Raw genomic sequence first — 20532 nt, forward strand, 5'->3', positions numbered from 1 at the left:
GGGGCGGGACCCCGGCGGCGCGTGGCGCAGGTCCTGGCCGCCGCGGGAGCGTTCCGGCTCACTGATCTGGCGGCGGCATCAGTCCTGGGCGCAGCAAGCGGCAGGCCGGGGCGCGCGCAGGTTTATGGTGCCTGACAGTCTGCGCCCGAAGGGGTGAGTCGGGCAAGGGGGCGGGGCGGCGGGCCTGCAAGCCGCGGAAATATCTTGGGAACTCTTTGCGCCCCTGGGTCGTTATCCCTGCGACGCACCGCTGTGGTGCCAGGTAATCGAGAGGGAAAACCCATGAAGACAGGATCTGCCGTTGCCATTGGAGTGGCCGCCGTTATCGCCATTGCCGCCGCGTTCTACATGATCGACGTCGACCAGACCGAAGAGGCCCGCCTGCCGGATGTGGAAGTGAACGTCGAGGGCGGCCAGCTGCCCGAGTTCGATGCCGAGGTCGGGTCGGTCGAGCTGACCGAGGAATCCGCCACCGTGAAGGTGCCGGATGTCGACGTGGAGATGAAAGACGCCGAGATCACCGTGCCCGGCATCGAAGTGACCCCGCCGGAAGACGCCGGCACCGAGACCGCCGCCGACAACTGATTTAAGATTTGTGGTGAAGAGTGGTCCCCCTCCGGAGTTTCCGGAGGGGTTTTTTGTGGTTTGGGCCTGGGGAGCGGTGGCCCGGGCACGGGTGTAAATGAAAGGAGGTTTCGCTGCGAAACCTTGTTTATTAATATAAGGTTGGTGGGTTTGTGGTAGCTTTGCGGAGGTGAGTGTGCTGTGCAGTCGTACGTCGCTCAATATTAACTCCAGTTGATGTCATTTTCGTCAATGAAGCCAACTGTATACTCACTTTCCCCTTCATTCTGGTGAAAATGAGAAACGTGCCAATATGTACCTTCACCATTTAGGCCTGGTGTCGAGTATTCGGTTCTAATGCTTGACAATCCGTCGGGAAAGATTTTAACAACTTCGCTGTTTCTATCTGCCTTTCTGAATATTTTTACTCCTCTCTTCGGTTTTACGATGTAATTGCTTGATCCGTTGATCCATCGAAGAGATTTTTGGAAATTTTGTTTCTTCCGAATGATGTCCACCGTGTTGTCGAAGGCGTAGTGGGCTCTTGCTTCAATGCCTTCTGCCTCGAAAACTTTCAGATCATTTTTTACGGTCCAAGCGTCGCTTTGAACGTGGCGGTAGACTTCTGGTGTAAGGCGCCAAATATTCCACCATGTTCCGTGGTCAATTCTCATTTTCGCTAGTTCGGCGTCAAGATGGTTGCTGTCCATGACTATGAAGTCAAAGGGGGAATTCACCCTCTCATCTATGTAGTTCGCATTTCGCGCATATGAAGGTGCATTGCATCCGATATGGAAAAAACCAGGCGCTGTCACGTTCTCCTTCCGAAAAGTGCTTGATATCGTAGGATTTTTCAAACTCTAAAAAGAAGGCTTTTCGAGTGAAGGTAAGTGCGTCATTGTAGTTTTTTTGAGCTAGGGAGTTCTCGCATTCCTGAAGCAGTTCTTTCGTTTCGCCATCGTCAAGAATGGAGGTCAAGCTTAAGTTCCAGAATTCCCTTTGAAATATCGTTTTGGTCGCCTTTTCAAAAAAGTCGCGACAGGTGCCAAGGTAACCCTGAAGCTCAGTACGATCCGGTTGGACGCCGTGATGTTTTGCATTCACGCGAACCTTGTTAAGCTGCAAAAGGCGGAATCTAAATGGTAACTCAACGTTTTCAGGGAGCTTTTCGTTAATTCTGTCTAAGTAGGTGGGGATGTCAGTTTGTTGTTTTACGTTTGCATTGAGGAAGTCTGATGCGGTCACTAAAAATGCTTCCAAGCTGTCGTGCAGCAAGGAGATAGCAGCGAATATCGAAGGCTCCCTATCTATAGAAGCTTGGTCGTTAGCTAGTTGGAGATGGTACCTCGTAACGATCAATTGTCGAATGTGTTTTTCGTCAAGGCTCAATCTTTTTTCCCCGTTTTTCTTGTAGGACACGATCCATAGTAAAGATCAAATCCTCACGAAAACTTCTTCTGCGACTTGCCCCTATACGCCCGCGTCCCGGCCTTCCCGGCCGTTGAACGGCCCCGCGATTTGACGGCGGCCTCCGACGCTGCCTCCACCGCCGATTGCCGCGCCAGCGGGTCGTCGGAGATGGCGAGGTCCACCGCTTCCAGCCGTTTGACCTCGTCGCGCAGGCGGGCGGCTTCTTCGAACTCCAGGTTCTCTGCGGCCTTGCGCATCTGGTCGCGCAACCCGTTCAGATGCGCCTCCAGATTGGCGCCATGCATCGGCTTGTCCACCGTGGCGGTGACGCGGTTCATGTCCACATCGCCCTCGTAGAGGCCGGCCAGAACATCCTCGACGTTTTTCTTGACGGTTTCCGGCGTGATGCCGTGTTCGAGGTTGTAGGCGATCTGCTTTTCGCGGCGGCGGTTGGTTTCGCCCAGGGCGCGCTCCATCGAGCCGGTGATTTTGTCGGCATACATGATGACGCGGCCGTCGGCGTTCCGCGCGGCGCGGCCGATGGTCTGGATCAGCGAGGTCTCGGAGCGCAGGAAGCCTTCCTTGTCGGCGTCCAGAATGGCGACGAGGCCGCATTCGGGAATATCCAGCCCCTCGCGCAGGAGGTTGATGCCGATGAGCACGTCAAAGGCGCCGAGGCGCAGGTCGCGCAGGATCTCGATCCGTTCCAGCGTGTCGATGTCGGAGTGCATGTAGCGGACCTTGATGCCCTGTTCATGCAGGTATTCGGTCAGGTCCTCGGCCATGCGTTTGGTCAGCGTGGTGACCAGGGTGCGGAAGCCGTTTGCGGTGACCTTGCGGATCTCATCCAGGAGGTCGTCCACCTGCATGCCGACGGGACGGATTTCGACCTCAGGATCCAAGAGGCCGGTGGGGCGGATCACCTGTTCGGTAAAGACGCCGCCGGACTGGTCCAGCTCCCAGCCTGCGGGGGTGGCGGAGACGAAGACCGACTGCGGGCGCATGGCGTCCCATTCCTCGAACTTCAGCGGGCGGTTGTCCATGCAGGACGGCAAGCGGAAGCCATGTTCCGCCAGGGTGAACTTGCGCCGGTGGTCGCCGCGGTACATGCCGCCGATCTGCGGGACGGAGACGTGGCTTTCGTCCGCGAACACGATGGCGTTGTCGGGGATGAATTCAAACAGGGTCGGGGGCGGCTCGCCCGGGGCGCGGCCCGTGAGGTAGCGGGAGTAGTTCTCAATCCCGTTGCAGTGGCCGGTGGCCTCCAGCATTTCGAGGTCGAAGTTGGTACGCTGTTCAAGGCGCTGGGCTTCCAGGAGTTTGCCGTCGCGCACCAGCTGGTCGAGGCGCTGTTTCAGCTCCGCCTTGATGGAGACCACGGCCTGATTGAGGGTCGGCTTGGGCGTCACGTAGTGGGAGTTCGCATAGACGCGGATCTGCTCGAAGGTGCCGGTCTTTTCGCCGGTCAGAGGGTCGAATTCTGTGATCGCCTCCAGCTCCTCGCCGAAGAAGGAAAGCTTCCAGGCGCGGTCCTCCAGGTGGGCGGGGAAGATTTCCAGCGTGTCGCCGCGGACCCGGAAGGAGCCGCGCTGGAAGGCCTGGTCGTTGCGCTTGTATTGCTGGGCGACCAGATCGGCCATGATCTGGCGCTGGTCGTACATTTCGCCCGCTTTCAGGTCCTGGGTCATGGCGGAGTAGGTTTCGACCGAGCCAATGCCGTAGATGCAGCTGACAGACGCGATAATGATGACGTCGTCGCGTTCCAGAAGCGCGCGGGTCGCCGAGTGGCGCATCCGGTCGATCTGCTCGTTGATCTGGCTTTCCTTCTCAATATAGGTGTCGGAGCGCGGCACATAGGCCTCCGGCTGGTAGTAGTCGTAGAAGGAGACGAAGTATTCGACCGAGTTCTCCGGGAAGAAGCCCTTGAATTCGCCGTACAATTGCGCCGCCAGCGTTTTGTTGGGGGCAAGGATGATGGCCGGGCGCTGAGTTTCCTCGATCACCTTGGCCATGGTGAAGGTCTTGCCGGTGCCGGTGGCGCCCAAGAGCACCTGGTTGCGCTCGCCGTCCAGCACGCCCTCGGACAGTTCCTTGATCGCGGTGGGCTGGTCGCCTGCGGGATCGAAAGTGGTGTTCATGACAAACCGCTTGCCGCCCTCCAGCTTGGGCCGCTGCTGCGGCGCGCGCTGGGTCATCATCGGCATGGTCTTGTCGGAATGGGCATAGGGCATCGGGCGACTCCGTTGGCGGCTGGGGCCGATTTTGGTCTGTTTTTGTTCCGGTGCAAGGGGGCGGGGGCCGCAATCCGGAATATGGTGTCAGATTTTGTCAGCAGGTGCGGGGCGCAGGAGCTTTCCCAGCAATTCTGCCAGCCGCCGCGCCTCACCGGTGCTGAGGTTGCTGGAGATGGCGGGCTCCATGGCGGCGGCGTAAACCTCCCACATCTGCGCGCGGGTTCTGGCGCCTTCGGGGGTGAGCAGCAGCACCTGGCCGCGGCCGTCACCGCTGCAGTCCTGCCGGGTGAGGTATCCGGCCCTGGCCAGCCGGTCCGCCAGCCGTGAAACACCGTATTGCGGCAACAGCAGTTTTTCCTGCAGCTCATAGGGGCGCAGTCCCGCATCGCCTGCGCATTCCAGCTCCCACAGCAGGTCGTACCAGTCGAGGCCGGGCAGGCCTGCCTGTTTCAATGCAGCCTCCACCGCGGTGAGGATGGTTTTTTGCGCGCGTGCCAGCGGCAGCCAGACGGCAAAGGGATCGGGGGCGGACATGGTCATGGCAGAAATTTAGATGCAAGTGCATTGACATTCAAGGGTGGTTGCCCATGTGATATACATGCAAATGCATCTAAATGGAGACGCCCATGAACGACCTGCATCTGATCAGCCATCACCTGTGCCCCTATGTGCAGCGGGCGGTGATTGTGCTGAGCGAGAAATCCATCCCGCACCGGCGCACCTATATAGATCTGGCGGAGAAACCAGACTGGTTCCGCGCCCTGTCGCCAACGGGCCGGGTGCCGCTGCTGGAGACCGGCGGGCGGGTGCTGTTCGAAAGCCAGGTGATTGCGGAATATCTGGACGAGACAACGCCAGGCTCCTTGCATCCTGCGGATCCGCTGGAGCGGGCGCGGCACCGGGCTTGGATCGCGTTCGGCTCGGACACGCTGGCGGCCATCGGCAAGCTCTATAATGCACCGGATCAGGCAGCGTTTGCTGCGGCGGCGGACAGCTTGCGCGAACGGCTGGAGCGGGTCGCGCCGGAGGTGTCGGGGCCGTTCTTTGCCGGGGGCAGTTTCCATATGGTGGATGGGGTCTGGGGGACTGTGTTCCGCTATTTCGACACCTTTGATGCCATCGGGGATTTCGGCCTGATGCCGCCGCAGGGGCGCATGGCAGACTGGCGCGCGGCGGTTTCTGCCCGCCCATCGGTTCGTCAGGCGCCCCCGGAGGGCTACCCGGGCCGGCTGACGGCATTTCTGGCCGCGCGGCAGTCGTATCTCGGGGCGCTGGCCCGGGTGTCCTGTGGCAGCGCTGCAAATGCCGGATAACCCTGTTCAAAATGCCACCTTGCTGCAGACCTGCATCCGGCGCATAAATGCGCTGGATTTGAGACTCAGGAGCGGGAGACAGCCCATGCAAGCGCGGATTTACCGGCCGGCACGCAACGCCATGACCTCTGGCATGGCCAAAACGCGGAAATGGGTGCTGGAGTTTGCCCCTGCCTCGGCCCGCGAAGTGGACCCGCTGATGGGCTGGACCTCCTCCACCGACACCCAGGCGCAGGTCAAGTTGCGGTTCGACAGCAAGGAAGCGGCGGTTGAATACGCCGAGGACCACGGCATCGACGCGGTGGTTGTCGAGCCGAAAGTCCGCAAGGCCAATATCCGCGCTGGCGGCTACGGCGAAAACTTTGCCACCAGCCGCCGCGGTCCCTGGACCCACTAAGACTGTGTAAATCTTCCACGAGTTCCCACCGTTTCGGCACGAGTTCTCACCAAGATCTACATATAGGGCGCCCAGCGGGCGCCTTTTCTATATCTGGGTTGGGGCGTTGTGGCAGAGACCGAATGCATTGCGGAAACAGAGAACAGGCTCCTTCGTTTTGCTGTGCCTGCATATTCGGGGTCTGGGTGACTTCATACCCGGCGATGGGGGCAGCGGCCGCCTTCTGCAGCAGTGAAAAGATAGAGTTTCACATCAGCCTGCTCCAAGACAGCAGTCAGTCCAAACTTGCCGTTAAGTTGACACGCTTGGCGCCGATCGCTGCATGTGCGAGCTTTTTCAAGCCTTCCAGCGCAAGCGGACCTTCAGCAGGGCGCAAGCACTTGTTCTTATACCGCCAGCTGGAACGGGGTCAGCAAAGCGCAGAACTCGGCCGTTTGACGCAACCAGCCGAGGTTTTGCGCTGCAGCGCAGCCCGCCGTTCCTGCCGTTCGCTGGGGCTGCGAGGTGTTGGACCTGGTGAATTCACACACAGCGGACAAAGCCGCCGCTCCCGTCGCCGGAAGCAATGACGGCAGGCAGCCCAACACAGATGTGACCGGAACCGCTGTTTGGCCCTTCTCACTCCTGGAGGGTGGGCGGTCTCCGGAAGTTCGCCGCACATGCGTGTGCATGCTTGAGCGACTGCAGAACCGGCCCTTCATCATGAGCCTCAGTCCGGAACCTGACTGGCCGACACTCCACACGGTTGACAGTGGGTGCGTGCGTGTTCGCGTTATATGCCGCGTCCTGTGCGACCTTGTAGATGAGCAGCTGTTTCGCCGGATGTTAAATTCTACATAAAGGAATGTAATTTTACATATTGAAACTATGGATTGGATTGGCTAGCAAAACTAAAGCAAGAGATTCTGAGAGCAACGTGCGGGGGGAAATGGTGAACCTGGTCAATCTGGCAATGGATGACGGCATTGCTGTTGTGACGGTGGAGAACCCGCCGGTGAATGCTCTTTCGCACGCGGTGCGCTCTGGCTTGCAGGACTGTTTGCGGAGGGCGCTGAACAGCGCGCAGACCAAGGCGGTGGTTATCTGTTGCGCGGGCCGCAGCTTCTTTTCCGGAGCGGATATACGGGAATTCGGTAAGCCGCCCCAGGCGCCGATTCTGCCGGATCTCATTAATGAAATCGAAGCGGCGCCTGTGCCGGTCATTGCCGCGATGCACGGAAACGCGCTTGGCGGCGGGCTGGAGGTTGCCCTGGGCGCGCACTACCGGGTTGCGCTGAAGGGAACCCGCTTTAGCCTGCCGGAGGTCACCCTGGGGCTGCTGCCCGGCGCAGGCGGCACGCAGCGCCTGCCGCGGCTGATCCCGGCGGCGGATGCGGCCCGGATGATCACCGGCGGCAAGCCGGTTGATGCCGGTGCGGCGCTCTCGATGGGATTGATCGACAGAATCGGGGACGGCAGCGATGCCTGCGCCGAAGGTGTTGCCTTTGCACGGGACCTGATCGCGGCGGGCAAGGGGCCGCGCCCGGCCGCCAGCCTGCCGTGCAATCGGCTGGAGCCCGCGGAACTGGCGGCCTTAAGGGCCAAAACAGCCAAGGCGGCACGCGGGGCCGTTGCGCCGATAGCCTGCCTGGAGGCGCTGCAGGCGGCAATGTCGTTGCCCTTTGCCGAGGGGCTGAAGGCAGAGCGCGCGCTGTTTCAGGACCTTGTGGCTTCCGATCAGAGCAAGGCCCTGATCCATGCCTTCTTTGCCGAGCGGCAGGCGGGAAAACTGCCGGATGCCGAACGGGCTGCACCGCGTGAAATCAGCCGGGTGGGTGTTGTGGGCGGCGGCACAATGGGGGCGGGGATAGCTGTCAGCGCCCTGTTAAGCGGCCTGGACGTGACCCTGCTTGAGCGCGACGAGGCGGCAGCGTCAAAGGCAGCGGCCAGTGTCGGAAAGATGCTGGACAGTGCAGTGAAACGCGGCAAGCTGTCCGGGCCGCAGCGCGATGCCATGCTTGCCGGAACCTTCCGCTGCACCACTGCGTACGAGGACTTCGCACAGGCGGATCTGGTGATCGAAGCCGTGTTTGAAAGCATGGACGTCAAGAAGGACGTGTTCACCCGGCTTGACAAGGTCTGCAAGCCAGGAGCCATTCTGGCATCGAACACCTCGTACCTGGATCTGAACCGGATTGCGGCAATGACCAGCCGCCCGCAGGATGTGATTGGTCTGCATTTCTTTTCGCCGGCGCATGTTATGCGGCTGCTGGAAGTTGTGGTGGGGGCTGAAACTGCCCCGGACGCAGTGGCGACGGGCTTTGCACTGGCCAAGCGGCTGAAAAAAGTGGCGGTGCGCGCGGGGGTCTGCGACGGCTTTATCGGCAACCGGATCCTGTCGCACTACAGCAAGGCGGTCTACGGCATGGTGCTGGCGGGGGCGAGCCCCTATGCGGTCGACAGGGCGCTGACGGGCTTCGGCCTGGCGATGGGGCCGTTTGCAGTGGGCGATCTGGCCGGGCTGGATATCGGCTGGGCGAACCGCAAACGTTTGGCTCCGGCGCGTGACCCGGGGGAGACCTATCCCGAATTTGCCGACCGGCTTTGCGAATTGGGCCGGTTCGGGCGCAAGACCGGGCGCGGTTTCTATATCTACGAGGAGGGCGCCAGCAGCCCTCGTCCTGACCCTGAGGTGGAAGAGATCATCGCGGCGGAACGGGCTGCCAAGGGCATCACGCCCCGCAGCATCGGCGCAGCGGAAATCATCAGCCGCTACATGGCTGCAATGGTGAACGAGGCTGCGCGCGTGGTCGGCGATGGCATTGCCTTGCGGCCGCTGGACGTGGATGTGACCCTGCTGAACGGTTACGGGTTTCCGCGCTGGCGCGGCGGGCCGATGCACTATGCCGATGTCATCGGGCTGGACAGGATCCTGCAGGATATCTGCCGCTTCCACGAGGAAGATCCCCTGCTCTGGCAGCTTGCGCCGCTGCTGGAACGTCTGGCCGCCAAAGGCCGGACCTTTGCCAGCCTCAACACCTGAAGGAGTTTTCAATGAAACAGGCGGTCATCGTCTCCACCGCGCGCACCGGTCTGGCCAAATCCTACCGCGGCGCCTTCAATGAAACCCATGGGGCAACCATGGCGGGCCATGCTATCAGCCACGCGGTGCAGCGGGCCGGCATTGCGCCGGACCTGATCGAGGACGCGCTGGTCGGCTGCGGCTACCCCGAAGGCAGGACCGGGTCCAACATTGCCCGCCAGTCGGTGATCCGCGCAGGGCTGCCGGTGTCCGTTTCCGCGGCCACCGTGAACCGCTTCTGCTCTTCCGGGCTGCAGGTGGTCGCCATGGCGGCGCATTCGATTGTGATGGAGGGCGCGCCGGCCGCGATCGGGGCAGGGGTGGAAAGCATAAGCCAGATGCCGCCCGCCCGCCCGCCGCAGGCGCGGGAAAGCTGGATCCTGGAAAACAAGCCGGAACTGTATCTCCCGATGATCCAGACCGCTGACATCGTCGCCGAACGCTATGGCATCAGCCGCGAAGCGCAGGACGAATTGGCGCTGTCCAGCCAGCAGCGCACGGCTGCGGCGCAGGCAGCGGGCCGTCTGGATGATGAAATTGTGCCCATCACCGTGACTCAGGCCTTCAAGGACAAGGAAAGCGGCGAGATCACCCGCCAGGAGGTGAATTTTGCCATGGACGACTGCAACCGGCCGAACACAACGCTGGAAGGGCTGGCCGGGCTCGCCCCGGTGCAGGGTGAGGGACATTTCGTCACCGCTGGCAATGCCTCGCAACTGAGCGACGGGGCGGCGGCGCTGGTGCTGATGGACAGCGCGTTGGCCGAACGTGAAGGCGCCGAGCCGCTGGGCGCCTTCAAGGGCTTTGCCGTGGCAGGTTGCGAGCCGGATGAAATGGGCATCGGTCCGGTCCATGCGGTGCCGCGCCTGCTGCAGCGGCACGGGCTGACGGTCAGCGACATTGATCTGTGGGAGCTGAACGAGGCCTTTGCCTCGCAGGCGCTGTACTGCCGCGACCGGCTGGAGATCGACCCGGAGATTTGCAACGTCAACGGCGGTTCGATCTCGATCGGCCACCCGTTCGGCATGACCGGGGCGCGGATGACCGGGCACCTGCTGCTGGAAGGCCGGCGGCGCGGCGCCAGGCTGGGCGTTGTCACCATGTGCATCGGCGGCGGAATGGGCGCGGCCGGCCTGTTTGAAATCTTCTGAGGGGCACCACGCGATGGATCTGAATTACACCAGGGAAGAACAGGCGTTCCGGACAGAGGTCCGCCAGTGGCTGAAGGAAACCCTGCCGCATGAGCTGCGCGAAAAGGTGCGGCTGGGCAAGCGGCTGGCCAAGGCGGACATGGAACTGTGGCACAGCCTGCTGAATGCGCGCGGCTGGCTGGCGCCGAACTGGCCGCGGGCCTATGGCGGCTGCGAGTGGAACGCGGTACAGCGCCATATCTTCGAGGAGGAAGCCTGCCTGGCCCATGCCCCGCGCAGCCTGCCCTTTGGCCTGACGATGCTGGCGCCGGTGCTGCTGGCGTTTGGAACCGAAGACCAGCGCCAGCGCTTTCTGCCGCGCATTTTGAACGGCCAGGACTGGTGGTGCCAGGGCTATTCCGAGCCGGGCGCAGGGTCCGATCTGGCGGCGGTCAAGACCCGCGCGGTGCGCGACGGCGGTCATTATGTGGTCAATGGCCAGAAAACCTGGACCACGCTGGGCCAGCACGCGAACTGGATATTCTGCCTGGTGCGGACGGATCCGGATGCCAAGAAACAGGAAGGCATCTCCTTTCTGCTTATCGACATGGACACACCCGGAGTCACGGTCCGCCCCATCGTGCTGATTGATGGCGAGCCGGAGGTGAACGAGGTGTTCTTTGACAACGTCAGGGTGCCTGCGGAGAACCTGGTGGGGGAGGAGAACAAGGGCTGGACCTACGCCAAGTACCTGCTGACCCATGAGCGCACCAATATTGCAGGCGTGGGTTTTTCGACGGCGCTTTTGACCACTTTGAAACATGTTGCCGGGCGGGTGAACTCCGGCGGCCGGCCCCTGGCGGAGAACCCGCATTTCGCGGCCCGCATGGCGCAGGCGGAGATCGACCTGATGGCGATGGCGACCACCAACCTGCGGGTTGTCTCAGCCGCAGCCAAGGGGCAGGCGCCCGGCGCCGAAAGCTCGATGCTGAAGGTCAAGGGCACGGTGATCCGGCAGGAGCTGACGTCACTGCTGCGCCGGGCGATGGGGCCAGACGCGCTGCCGTTCCAGCCTGACTTTCTGGATGGCGGCAGCAATGCAGCGGCGCTGGGGCCGGACCATGCGGCGGCAGCGGCGCCCTCCTATTTCAACATGCGCAAGCTGTCGATCTTTGGCGGCTCGAACGAGGTGCAGCGCACCATCATCACCAAGGCCATTCTGGGGCTGTAACGGGGGCAGGCGACATGGATTTCAATCTGACCGAAGAACGGATGATGCTGCGCGATACGCTGCGGCGCTTTCTGGCGGACAAATACGCGCATGAGAACCGGCGGTCGCTGATTGCGTCGGGTGAGCCCTATGATACCGGGATCTATGCCGGGCTGGCCGAACTGGGCGTGCTGGGGGGCATGTTCCGCGAGGATCAGGGCGGATTCGGCGGCGAAGGCTTTGACCTGATGGTGGTGTTCGAAGAGCTGGGCCGCGCCGGGGTGATCGAACCGGTGCTGCCGGCGGTTCTGGCGGGCGGGCTGATTGCTGCCTCCGGCAAGGGCCGCCAGCGCGGACTGGCGGATGAGATCATTGCCGGAACCCATCTGGCGGCGCTGGCCCAGGGCGAAGCCGGATCGCGTTATGACCTGAACCATGTGGAAACCACGGCGGCTGCCGAAGGTGATGCCATCGTGCTGAACGGCATCAAGACCCATGTGCTGTACGGCGCCGAGGCGCAGACCCTTGTGGTGTCGGCACGGGAGGCCGGCGCGGTGGCGGATGCGGCAGGCATTTCGTTGTTTCTGGTGCCGGTGAACACGCCGGGCGTGACCGTCAGCGGCCACCGTAATATGGACGGCATACCGTCAGCAACGGTTGCGCTGGAGGGTGTGCGGCTGGCGGAGACGGCGCGGCTGGGCGCGGCCGGAGGCGGGCTGGAAGCGCTGGAAGCCGCTGTTGCCCGCGGCCTGGCAGCCATCTGCGCCGAGGCGCTGGGGGCGATGGAGGCCGCCAAGGATCTGACCATCAGCTATCTGAAGGAGCGCAAGCAGTTCGGCATGCCGATCGGCAAGTTTCAGGCGCTGCAGCACCGGATGGCGGATATGCTGATCGAAGTGGAGCAGGCGCGTTCGGTGGTGATCAACCTGGCAAGCAATCTGGATCAGCCGCGGGCTTTGCGCGAAAGCCACGCCAGCGCGGCCAAGAACCTGGTTGGCCGGGCCGGGGCGCTGGTGGCTGAGGAATGCATCCAGATGCACGGCGGCATCGGCATGACCGATGAATACGCGCTGTCCCATTTTGCCCGCCGCCTGACGATGATCGACCATCTGTTCGGCGACACGGACTACCATCTGGAGCGCTTCATCGCGCTGAAGGCAGGGTAAGAGATGCCGCTGGTGCGTCCCGGCAGGCCCCTGATCCCGCTGTTCGAGGCGATGGGCTATGACATAGAGCTAGACCGGGAGGCGGTTGAGGCGCATTGCGTGCTAGAGATTTCCAGCCTGCACCTGAACCGCCAGGGCGGCTTGCATGGCGGGGTGGCGGCGACGCTGCTGGATACGGCCAGCGGGATCACCGCCAGCCTGTCCTGCGATCCGCAAGGGATTACCCCATTTGCCACCCTGTCGCTGAACGTCAGCTACATGGCGGTGGCCCGGTCTGGCCGCGTGCGGGCGACCGGCCGGATCACCGGCGGCGGCAGCACAACCAAATTTGTCTCTTGCGATCTGCGCGACGGGGAAGGGCGGCTGATTGCGGCCTCAACCGGCGTTTTCAAGCGGGTGCGCGGAGCAGCAGCTGAGGATGCGGCATGAGCGCGCTTTACCGGCATGAGGTCCGCGGCGGGACCCTGGTTATCTGGAACTGCAACACAGGCATGCGCAATGCGCTGTCCTATGAGTACTACCACGGCTTGCAGGACGGTCTGGCGCGGGCGGCAGAGGACCCTGCGATTGCTGCGGTGATCCTGGCGGGTGCGGGCGGGTTCTTCTGCTCCGGCGGCAATCTGAACATGCTGAAGGAACGCCGGGAGATGCCGTACGAGGAACGGCAGGTGCAGATCGGCAAGCTGAACGCCTTGATCCGTGCGGTCCGGGACTGCCCCAAGCCAGTGATTGCAGCTGTCGAAGGCGGCGCGGCGGGAGCAGGGCTGTCCTTGGCGATGGCGGCGGACATGATCGTCGCTGAAGAGGGGGCGATGTTCACCCTGGCCTACGTCAAGGCGGGCCTGGTGCCGGATGGCGGCGCCACCTACGCGCTGACGCAGGCGCTGCCGCGGGCGACCGTGGCCCGGATGGCGATGCTGGCGGAACCGCTCAGCGCGGAACGGATGCACCAGCTGGGGGCGGTGACGGAGCTGGCCCCCAAGGGCCGCACCCTGGCGCTGGCAGAAGCGCTGGCCGATGCGGTGGCCCGCGGCCCCGAACAGGCAATTGCCGGCATCAAGGCACTGCTCAACCAGGCTGAGACCGCCAGTTTCGAAGACCAGATGACCCATGAACGCGATGCCATGGCGCAGGCCCTTGGCGGTGACGAGGCCCAGGCGGGCATCGGCGCCTTTCTCAGCAAGACCTCCCCAGTATTCCGGTAAGGAGACCGACATGATGCACACTTCTGCGCTTCCGGCGATTTTCGATACAGCCGTGACCCGGACCTATGGCACCCGGCTGCCGGTTGTGGCGGGCGGCCTGCAATGGCTGGCCAATGCCGAATATGTATCGGCTGCGGCGCGGGCGGGGATTGTCTCGTTCATCACTGCCGCCAGTTTCCCCGAAATGGACGATCTGCGCGCCGAGATCCGCCGCTGCCGCGAGATGTGCGAAGGCAAGGCCTTAGGGGTCAATGTCTCGATGATCCCCAAGCTGGTGCCGGGCGAAAAGACTGAAGAGGTGTTCCGCCTGATCGCGGACGAAGGCGTGCAGTTCGTCGAAACATCCGGCCGCAGCCCCGAGGCCTTCATGCCGATCCTCAAGGATGCCGGGATCACCGTGCTGCATAAGGTGCCCAGCCTGCGCTATGCGGTGAAGGCGGAGCAGGTGGGGGTTGATATGGTGTCGATTGTCGGCGCCGAATGCGGCGGCCATCCCGGCATGGACATGGTTGGCAGCATGGTCAACGCAGGCCTGGCCGGGGACCGGCTGACCATCCCCTGGCTCATCGGCGGCGGCATCGGGCACGGCAAGCAGATCATGGCGGCGCTGGTGATGGGTGCGGCGGGCGTGGTGATGGGCACCCGGTTCCTGGTTGCCAGCGAGCTGACTGCGCATCCGGATTACAAGCAGGCGATGGTGAATGCGAGCGAGCTGGACACGCAGCTGACCATGCACACGGTGCGCAACACCGTGCGCAGCCTGCGCAACCAGACCACAGAAACGGTGGCCAGGCTGGAGCGCGACAATCCGGAGATCGGCATTCAGGAGCTGCTGAAGCATGTGTCCGGCAAGATCGGGCGCCAGGCCTATGCCACTGGCGACGTCTCCCGCGGGCTGCTGTCGGCGGGCCACGCGCTGGGGTTCGTCGACAAGGTGGAGCCCTTTGCCGAAATCACCGCCCGGCTTGAAACTGAGGCGTTGGCGGCATTCGGGCGGCTCGGTCTGGCGGCGTGACGCTGCAAGGGAGGAGGAAAGACATGCATAACCGCGTACACGGGCTGCTGCAGGCTGCCGCCGAGGCCCGCCCCGATGCTTTGGCGCTGATGGATCAGGATGGCCGCCGCCTCACCTGGCAGGAGATGTCCCAAGCGGCACATGCCGCGGCGGAGCAGCTGAAGTCCGCAGGCGTGCGGCCCGGCGACCGGGTGGTTCTGGTGTTTGAAAACTGCGCCGAGGTGATCGCATTTTTCTATGGTGCAAGCCTGCTGGATGCATCCGCGGTTGCCATCAATGCCCGGCTCACCACGGCTGAGCTGGACCGGATCTTTGCCCACTCCGATCCCAGTGCCGTCATGTTCACGGCGGCCGCATCCGCGGCGGCCCGGGCCCATGCGGATCACTATGGCGCCCGGGACGTGCAGGGTGTCTTTGGCGCTGCAGCCCTGATGCCGCGCGCAGGCGCCACGCAGGAACCGGTGTCGGAGGACGGGCGCGAACAAACCGCCCTTCTGCTTTATACCTCGGGCACAACCGGCGCCCCCAAGGCCGCGATGCTGACCCATGCCAATCTTCTTGCAGGGGCGGCGGCCTCAGCCGAGGTGCGGGGCATTCAAACGTCGGATGTGACCTATCTCGCGCTGCCGCTCAGCCATATTTTCGGGCTGGTCACCATGCTGTCCGTCACCCTGGCGCAATCGGCGATGCGGATGGAGGCGCAATTCTCGGCAGAGCGCCTGTACCAGGCATTGCAGGAGGATGTGACCCTGCTGCCCGCGGTGCCGCAGATGCATGCGCATCTGTTCAACTATGCCCGCGCCCACGGCAAGCCGCGCTATGATGCGGGAAAACTGCGGTTTGTCTCCTCGGGCGGTGCGCCCCTGGATCCGGCCTGGAAACGCGAGGCGGAGGCCTTCTATGGCCTGCCGCTGCAAAACGGCTATGGGCTGACGGAGGGCACTGCGGGTGTCTGCGCAACCCGCAACGCCTTAGGCGACCCTGACATCAGTGTCGGACTGCCGATGGGCGGCTGCACCCTTGAACTGGATCTGGACGCGCCGGGCGCCACCCATGAGGCGGGCATCGGCGAGATCCTTGTTGGGGGGCCGCAGATCATGAAGGGCTATTTCCGCGATCCGGTGCAAACAGCTGCCGCGCTGACGCAGGACGGGTTGTTCCGCACCGGCGACCTGGGCCGCTTTGACGATGAAGGGCGGCTGCATATTGCCGGGCGCACAAAGGAACTGATCATCCGCTCCGGCTTCAATGTTTATCCGGTGGAGATCGAGGCGGCGCTGACCGAGCATCCGGAGGTGGTGGTGGCCAGCGTGGTAGGGCGCACCGTCGAAGGGAACGAGGAGGTTCTGGCCTTTGTCAGCGCCGCCACCGGCAGCAGCGTGGAGGAGGCGGAGCTGAAGGCCTTTCTGCAGGACCGGCTTGCGCCCTACAAGCGGCCGGCACGCATCATTGTGGCCGCCGCGCTGCCTGCCGCGCCGACCGGCAAGATCCTGAAAGCGAAGCTGATCGAGACCTTTGCCAGCGAACTGGCGGACGGCGTCTAATCTGCTGCGCCAGCTGCCCCGCCTGCAGCGAAGCACCTGCGCCGGTCCTGCTGGCTGCGGGCCGCAAGCGGGCAGATGTTCAAAAATTTCAATATGTGGAATAAAATTCTAGACAGAAGCTTAAAATTCCACATAGTAAAACTTGCGATGGCTTTCGAGGAGGAGATGCCAGTCATGGGAATGATCAAGAATTTTCTGGGAGGGCTGACCCTTGCGGCCGGTCTTGGTGCAACGGCAGTATCTGCGGAGACCGTGATTTACTACGGCCACAGCGGCCCGGACAGGGGCACCGTCCCTGCTGCGCTGAAATGGTTCAACACCCGTATCGGCGAGCTGTCGGACGGCGATCTGCGGCTGGACGTTCAATGGGGCGGCGCGCTGTTCAAGGCAAGCGCTGCGGTGCAGGGGATCAGCGACGGGGTGGCGGATGCAGGCTCGATCATTGCAGCCTACTTCCAGAAGGAAATGGCGGCCTATTCGCTGGCGGACTTCCCCATCGGCGGGCCGAATGCCTGGGTGGCCATGCGGGCAGCCGACCGTCTGATGCGGTCAGAACCCCAGATCACCGAGCATTTGGCCAGCCAGAACCTGGTCTATATCGGCACCTTCACGGCCTCGGCCGTCAATGTTGCCTGCGCCGGAGAGCCGATCCGCTCGGTTGAGGACATCAAGGGCAAGAAGGTCCGCGGTGCAGGCGTTTACGGCAAGGTGTTCGGCGAAATGGGCGCAACCCGTGTGAACCTGTCAGTCTATGAGGCGTATCAGGGGCTCGATACCGGGCTGATCGACTGCAGCCAGGGCTATGACTACATTGTGCCTTCGCTGAAGTGGGACGAGGTGATCGACAGCTATACCGTCCTGAACTGGGGGCAGATCGGCGGTTATGGCATGTTCATGAACAAGCAGGTCTATGACAGCCTGGAGCCTGGCCAGCAGCAGGTGCTGATGCAGGCGGGCGAGGAACTGGCGGATCAGTTCGCCAAGATCGTGACCGGGGCCAACAGCAAGGCGATGAAGGCGATGACCGCAGGCGAGACCACCCGCAAGATTGAGGTCATCGAGCTGAGCGATGCTGACAAGGCTGTGCTGAATGCTGCCGCGAAACCCTTTATTGCCGACTGGATGGAAAATGCCCGCAGCGTCGGTTTGGATGCCGACCAGCTGATGGCAACCTACACCGCCGCGGTGGCTGAATTCACCGCCGAGTTCGAAGCCGAAGGGTACCCCTGGACGCGAAGCAACTGATCAGGGCGAAGCAGAGACCGGCCGGCGGCTGTAGGGCCGCCTGGCAATTCCGAGGGAGGACGTGATGCTGCACAGGCTTGAGCGGGTATTCGTTGATGTATCGGCTGCGGCCATCATTCTGCTGGCGCTGCTGATATTTGCCGATGTCGTGGCGCTGAATCTGTTCAACAGCTCAGTGCCGGACACTATTGTCATCGTGCGCGAGCTGATGGTTCTGGCGATTGTGATGCCTTTGGCCGCCGCAACCGCGCAGCGGGCGCATATCGCGGTGGAGTTTCTGACCAATCTGCTGCCGCCGCGCGTGTCGGGATGGTTGGCAGTGTTCGGCACCCTGTTCGGCCTGCTGGCGCTGACGCCGATCCTGTATTCGGGTGGCCGCGAATTCCTGCATCAGTGGCAGACCGGTAGCGTGTTTTACGGCGATCTGAACCTGCCGCAATGGCCGGGACGGCTGGCCTTTACCATCGGGATTGCGCTGGGCTGGCTGCGGCTTGCGGTGATGGCTGCCGGCGACGCGCTGACCTTGCTGCGCGGCGGCGTGATCGCGCTGCACAAGTCCTGACACCGATCTGACATTCAATAGACCTGCCGAGGAGACTGTCCGTGGATCCTGCCCTGATCGGCCTTGTGGCCTTTGCCGTTATGCTCGTGCTTCTGGCCATTCGTGTGCCGATTGCCTTTGCCCTGATTGGCGTGGCGACGCTGGCGGCCTTTACAATCTTTGCATTCCGCACGGGCACCTTCATGCCGGAACGGGCCTTCCGGGCGACCTCCTCGCTGGTTTTCAACAACTCCTTCGATCTGCTGCATTCCTTCGACCTGTCGATGATCCCGCTGTTCATTGCGCTGGGAAACATCGCCTACCGGGCCGGGATCACCACAGCGGTCTATGACGCCGCCAAGGTGTGGCTGCTGCGCCTGCGCGGCGGGATTGCGGTGGCCTCCGTGATGGGCTGCGGCGGGTTTTCCGCCATCACCGGATCCAGCCTGGCCTGCGCGTCGACCATGGGCAAGATCTGCACCCCGGAAATGCTGCGGCTTGGCTATGACCCAAGGCTGGCAACCGCCAGCGTCGCCGCCGGGGGCACACTTGGCTCGCTGATCCCCCCGAGCATCCTGTTCATCATCTATGCAATCTTCACCGAGACCTCGGTGAACAAGCTGTTCATTGCCGGCATTCTGCCGGGACTGCTGACGCTGGCGGGTTTTGTCCTGGTCATTGCGATGTGGATCAGGGCGGACCCGGCGGCGGTCCCGGCCCGCGGCGAGGCGGCCAGTTTCGCCGAAAAGCTGGCCGCGTTCCAAAGAGCATGGCCCGCTGCCGTGATCTTTGCGGTGATCGTGATCGGGATTTACGGCGGCTATTTCACCGCCACGGCGGCCGCAGCGGTGAGCGTTGTGCTGACTGTGCTGATCGGCATGGCGCAGCGGCAGCTTGATCTGGCAGGCATCTGGCTGGCGGTCCGGGAAACCTGCGTGCAGACCGCCGCGATCTTCTTTGTTGCCGCGGGGGCCAAGATATTTGTTGCGGCCATCGCCTTGACGGGCATGGCTCCGGCGCTGGTGGACTGGGTTTCACAGGCTGAATTCTCGACCGCGACGCTGCTGTTTGCCATCTGCGTGGTCTATCTGGTGCTGGGCATGTTTCTGGATCCGATCGGAATCATGGTTCTGACCCTGCCGCTGGTGGTGCCGCTGGTGGAATCCTACGGGCTGAACCTGATCTGGTTCGGGGTCGTTGTGGTGAAACTGCTGGAGATCGGCCTGATAACGCCGCCTGTGGGGCTGAACGTCTTTGTCCTTTCCAATGTCGTTGGAAAAGACGCGCCTGTCGGCATGGTCTTTTCCGGCATCTGGCGGTTCCTCAGCATCGACGTGATTGTGCTGCTTCTGCTGGTGGCTTTCCCGCCGATCTCTCTGGTGCTGTCAAATGCGGTTCAGTAGTATCGGGACAGCGCGAACAGCGGATGCCCCGCGCAGGCCAGACGCCCGCATAGATACAGGAAACACCATGCCAGCCGATTCATCGGACAAGAGATTTGCAAACACACTGGCGCGGGGCCTTACAATCCTGCGGGCCTTCCGCCCGACGGATGACGGCCTGGGCAATCTCGAAATCTCGGAGCGCACCGGCATTCCGCGCCCGACAGTGTCCCGGCTGACATTTACCTTGTGCGCGCTGGGATACCTGACCCATGGGCGGCGGCACGACAAATACCGGCTCGGCCCGGCGGCGCTGGCACTGGGGAACATTGCGGCCGCATCCTTTGCCTTTGTCGAGATTGCCTCGCCGGTCATGCAGCGGCTGGCAGATGCAACCGGCACCTTGACCGCGATCAGCATCAAGGATGACCAGCGGATGCTGATGACCAAGGCCTGGCGGCCGGTGAACTCATCCGCGATCTGGCTGGACGTGGGCTACCGGATGCCTCTGCATACGTCATCCAGCGGCAAGGCCTATCTGGGGGCGCTCAGCGATGCGGAATTTGCCCGCTTCCTTGAGGGCCAAAGCGGTGAGCCGGAAGAATTGCTGGCGGAGCTGGCGGCAATCCGGCTTGCCGCGCACGACGAGATCCTGGCTGACGGCTACACCCAGGTGCGGGGCGGAAACCGGTTTTCCGAGACCATCAACGCCGCCGCGGTGCCATACCGCCCGTCCGATCTGGGGGAGCCGGTGGCGTTTCTGGCAAGCTCGACCTCAAAACTGCTGACGGATCAGCGCATCTTTGACGAGGTCGGACCAGCCCTTGCCGAGGCGGTGTCTGAGGTCCGCAGGATGACAGGTCAGCAATCGGCGCTGGTAATGAATGAATAGGGAATCCCGGTCGCTACCGCCCCTGCCGGCGGATTTTCGGTGTTCTGTCATCCCTCGTGGCGCGTCAGGAGCCATCGTTTGATGGCAGCTTCTCAGGTCGCTTAAGACAATTGTACGTTTTGCAGCATTCGCCTGGTTGGGCTCGCAGATTTCCTTGGATGGACAAGCCTGGCAAGTCGACTTCAAAGCACGGTATTCCTTTCGCCCGACGGTATCCTGACCG

The 20532-nt window shown here is 62.6% G+C and carries 19 protein-coding genes; 15 read left to right on the plus strand and 4 right to left on the minus strand.

Annotation, left to right across the window (positions count from 1 at the left end):
* Positions 1-282 precede the first annotated feature (282 nt).
* Positions 283-585, plus strand: coding sequence for a hypothetical protein (locus N6L27_RS16835; RefSeq protein WP_271908490.1), 303 nt, complete (start codon positions 283-285; stop codon positions 583-585).
* Positions 586-788: 203 nt separating this feature from the next.
* Here the strand turns inward: N6L27_RS16835 and N6L27_RS16840 are convergent, their stop codons facing one another.
* The 4 genes from N6L27_RS16840 to N6L27_RS16855 form a co-directional block, all read right to left on the minus strand.
* Positions 789-1274: a hypothetical protein gene (locus N6L27_RS16840; protein WP_271908491.1), complete on the minus strand. Its 486-nt coding sequence runs from the start codon at positions 1272-1274 to the stop codon at positions 789-791.
* Between the two features lie 31 nt (positions 1275-1305).
* Positions 1306-1983, minus strand: a complete 678-nt coding sequence (locus tag N6L27_RS16845; protein ID WP_271908492.1) for a hypothetical protein — start codon at positions 1981-1983, stop codon at positions 1306-1308.
* Positions 1984-2006: 23 nt separating this feature from the next.
* Complete coding sequence (gene uvrB, locus N6L27_RS16850) at positions 2007-4205, minus strand: excinuclease ABC subunit UvrB (RefSeq protein WP_271908493.1); 2199 nt, start codon at positions 4203-4205, stop codon at positions 2007-2009.
* 87 nt (positions 4206-4292) lie between these two features.
* Complete coding sequence (locus N6L27_RS16855) at positions 4293-4748, minus strand: MarR family winged helix-turn-helix transcriptional regulator (protein ID WP_271908494.1); 456 nt, start codon at positions 4746-4748, stop codon at positions 4293-4295.
* A gap of 86 nt (positions 4749-4834) precedes the next feature.
* On the opposite strand from N6L27_RS16855, the gene N6L27_RS16860 reads away from it, so the two are divergent.
* The 14 genes from N6L27_RS16860 to N6L27_RS16925 all read left to right on the plus strand — a co-directional run bounded on the left by N6L27_RS16860 (position 4835) and on the right by N6L27_RS16925 (position 20309).
* Positions 4835-5521 (plus strand): glutathione S-transferase family protein, encoded by a 687-nt coding sequence (locus tag N6L27_RS16860; protein ID WP_271908495.1) that lies wholly within the window; start codon positions 4835-4837, stop codon positions 5519-5521.
* A gap of 85 nt (positions 5522-5606) precedes the next feature.
* A complete protein-coding gene (locus N6L27_RS16865) occupies positions 5607-5918 on the plus strand; it encodes an ETC complex I subunit (protein WP_271908497.1) in 312 nt (103 codons plus the stop codon).
* A gap of 928 nt (positions 5919-6846) precedes the next feature.
* Complete coding sequence (locus tag N6L27_RS16870; RefSeq protein ID WP_271908540.1) at positions 6847-8940, plus strand: FAD-dependent oxidoreductase; 2094 nt, start codon at positions 6847-6849, stop codon at positions 8938-8940.
* A gap of 11 nt (positions 8941-8951) precedes the next feature.
* Positions 8952-10130: an acetyl-CoA C-acyltransferase gene (locus N6L27_RS16875; protein WP_271908499.1), complete on the plus strand. Its 1179-nt coding sequence runs from the start codon at positions 8952-8954 to the stop codon at positions 10128-10130.
* A gap of 13 nt (positions 10131-10143) precedes the next feature.
* Positions 10144-11340: an acyl-CoA dehydrogenase family protein gene (locus N6L27_RS16880; protein WP_271908500.1), complete on the plus strand. Its 1197-nt coding sequence runs from the start codon at positions 10144-10146 to the stop codon at positions 11338-11340.
* A 14-nt stretch (positions 11341-11354) separates the two neighbouring features.
* Positions 11355-12485, plus strand: a complete 1131-nt coding sequence (locus N6L27_RS16885; protein ID WP_271908501.1) for an acyl-CoA dehydrogenase family protein — start codon at positions 11355-11357, stop codon at positions 12483-12485.
* A 3-nt stretch (positions 12486-12488) separates the two neighbouring features.
* Positions 12489-12914, plus strand: coding sequence for a PaaI family thioesterase (locus N6L27_RS16890; protein ID WP_271908502.1), 426 nt, complete (start codon positions 12489-12491; stop codon positions 12912-12914).
* Positions 12911-13690 carry an oxepin-CoA hydrolase, alternative type gene (locus N6L27_RS16895; protein WP_271908503.1) on the plus strand — a complete coding sequence of 260 codons (780 nt, stop codon included), beginning with the start codon at positions 12911-12913 and terminating at the stop codon, positions 13688-13690. Before N6L27_RS16890 ends, N6L27_RS16895 begins: the two co-directional genes overlap by 4 nt.
* Before the next feature lie 10 nt (positions 13691-13700).
* Positions 13701-14705: an NAD(P)H-dependent flavin oxidoreductase gene (locus N6L27_RS16900; protein WP_271908504.1), complete on the plus strand. Its 1005-nt coding sequence runs from the start codon at positions 13701-13703 to the stop codon at positions 14703-14705.
* A 23-nt stretch (positions 14706-14728) separates the two neighbouring features.
* A complete protein-coding gene (locus N6L27_RS16905; protein WP_271908505.1) occupies positions 14729-16249 on the plus strand; it encodes a class I adenylate-forming enzyme family protein in 1521 nt (506 codons plus the stop codon).
* 174 nt (positions 16250-16423) lie between these two features.
* Complete coding sequence (locus N6L27_RS16910) at positions 16424-17494, plus strand: C4-dicarboxylate TRAP transporter substrate-binding protein (RefSeq protein ID WP_271908506.1); 1071 nt, start codon at positions 16424-16426, stop codon at positions 17492-17494.
* A 64-nt stretch (positions 17495-17558) separates the two neighbouring features.
* Positions 17559-18056: a TRAP transporter small permease gene (locus N6L27_RS16915; RefSeq protein ID WP_271908507.1), complete on the plus strand. Its 498-nt coding sequence runs from the start codon at positions 17559-17561 to the stop codon at positions 18054-18056.
* A gap of 41 nt (positions 18057-18097) precedes the next feature.
* A complete protein-coding gene (locus N6L27_RS16920; RefSeq protein WP_271908508.1) occupies positions 18098-19438 on the plus strand; it encodes a TRAP transporter large permease in 1341 nt (446 codons plus the stop codon).
* Positions 19439-19505: 67 nt separating this feature from the next.
* Entirely contained in the window at positions 19506-20309 is an 804-nt protein-coding gene (locus N6L27_RS16925; protein ID WP_271908509.1) for an IclR family transcriptional regulator, read from the plus strand.
* Positions 20310-20532 lie beyond the last annotated feature (223 nt).

This window comes from Leisingera sp. SS27 (assembly GCF_028368855.1).
In the GTDB taxonomy this organism is placed as follows: domain Bacteria; phylum Pseudomonadota; class Alphaproteobacteria; order Rhodobacterales; family Rhodobacteraceae; genus Leisingera.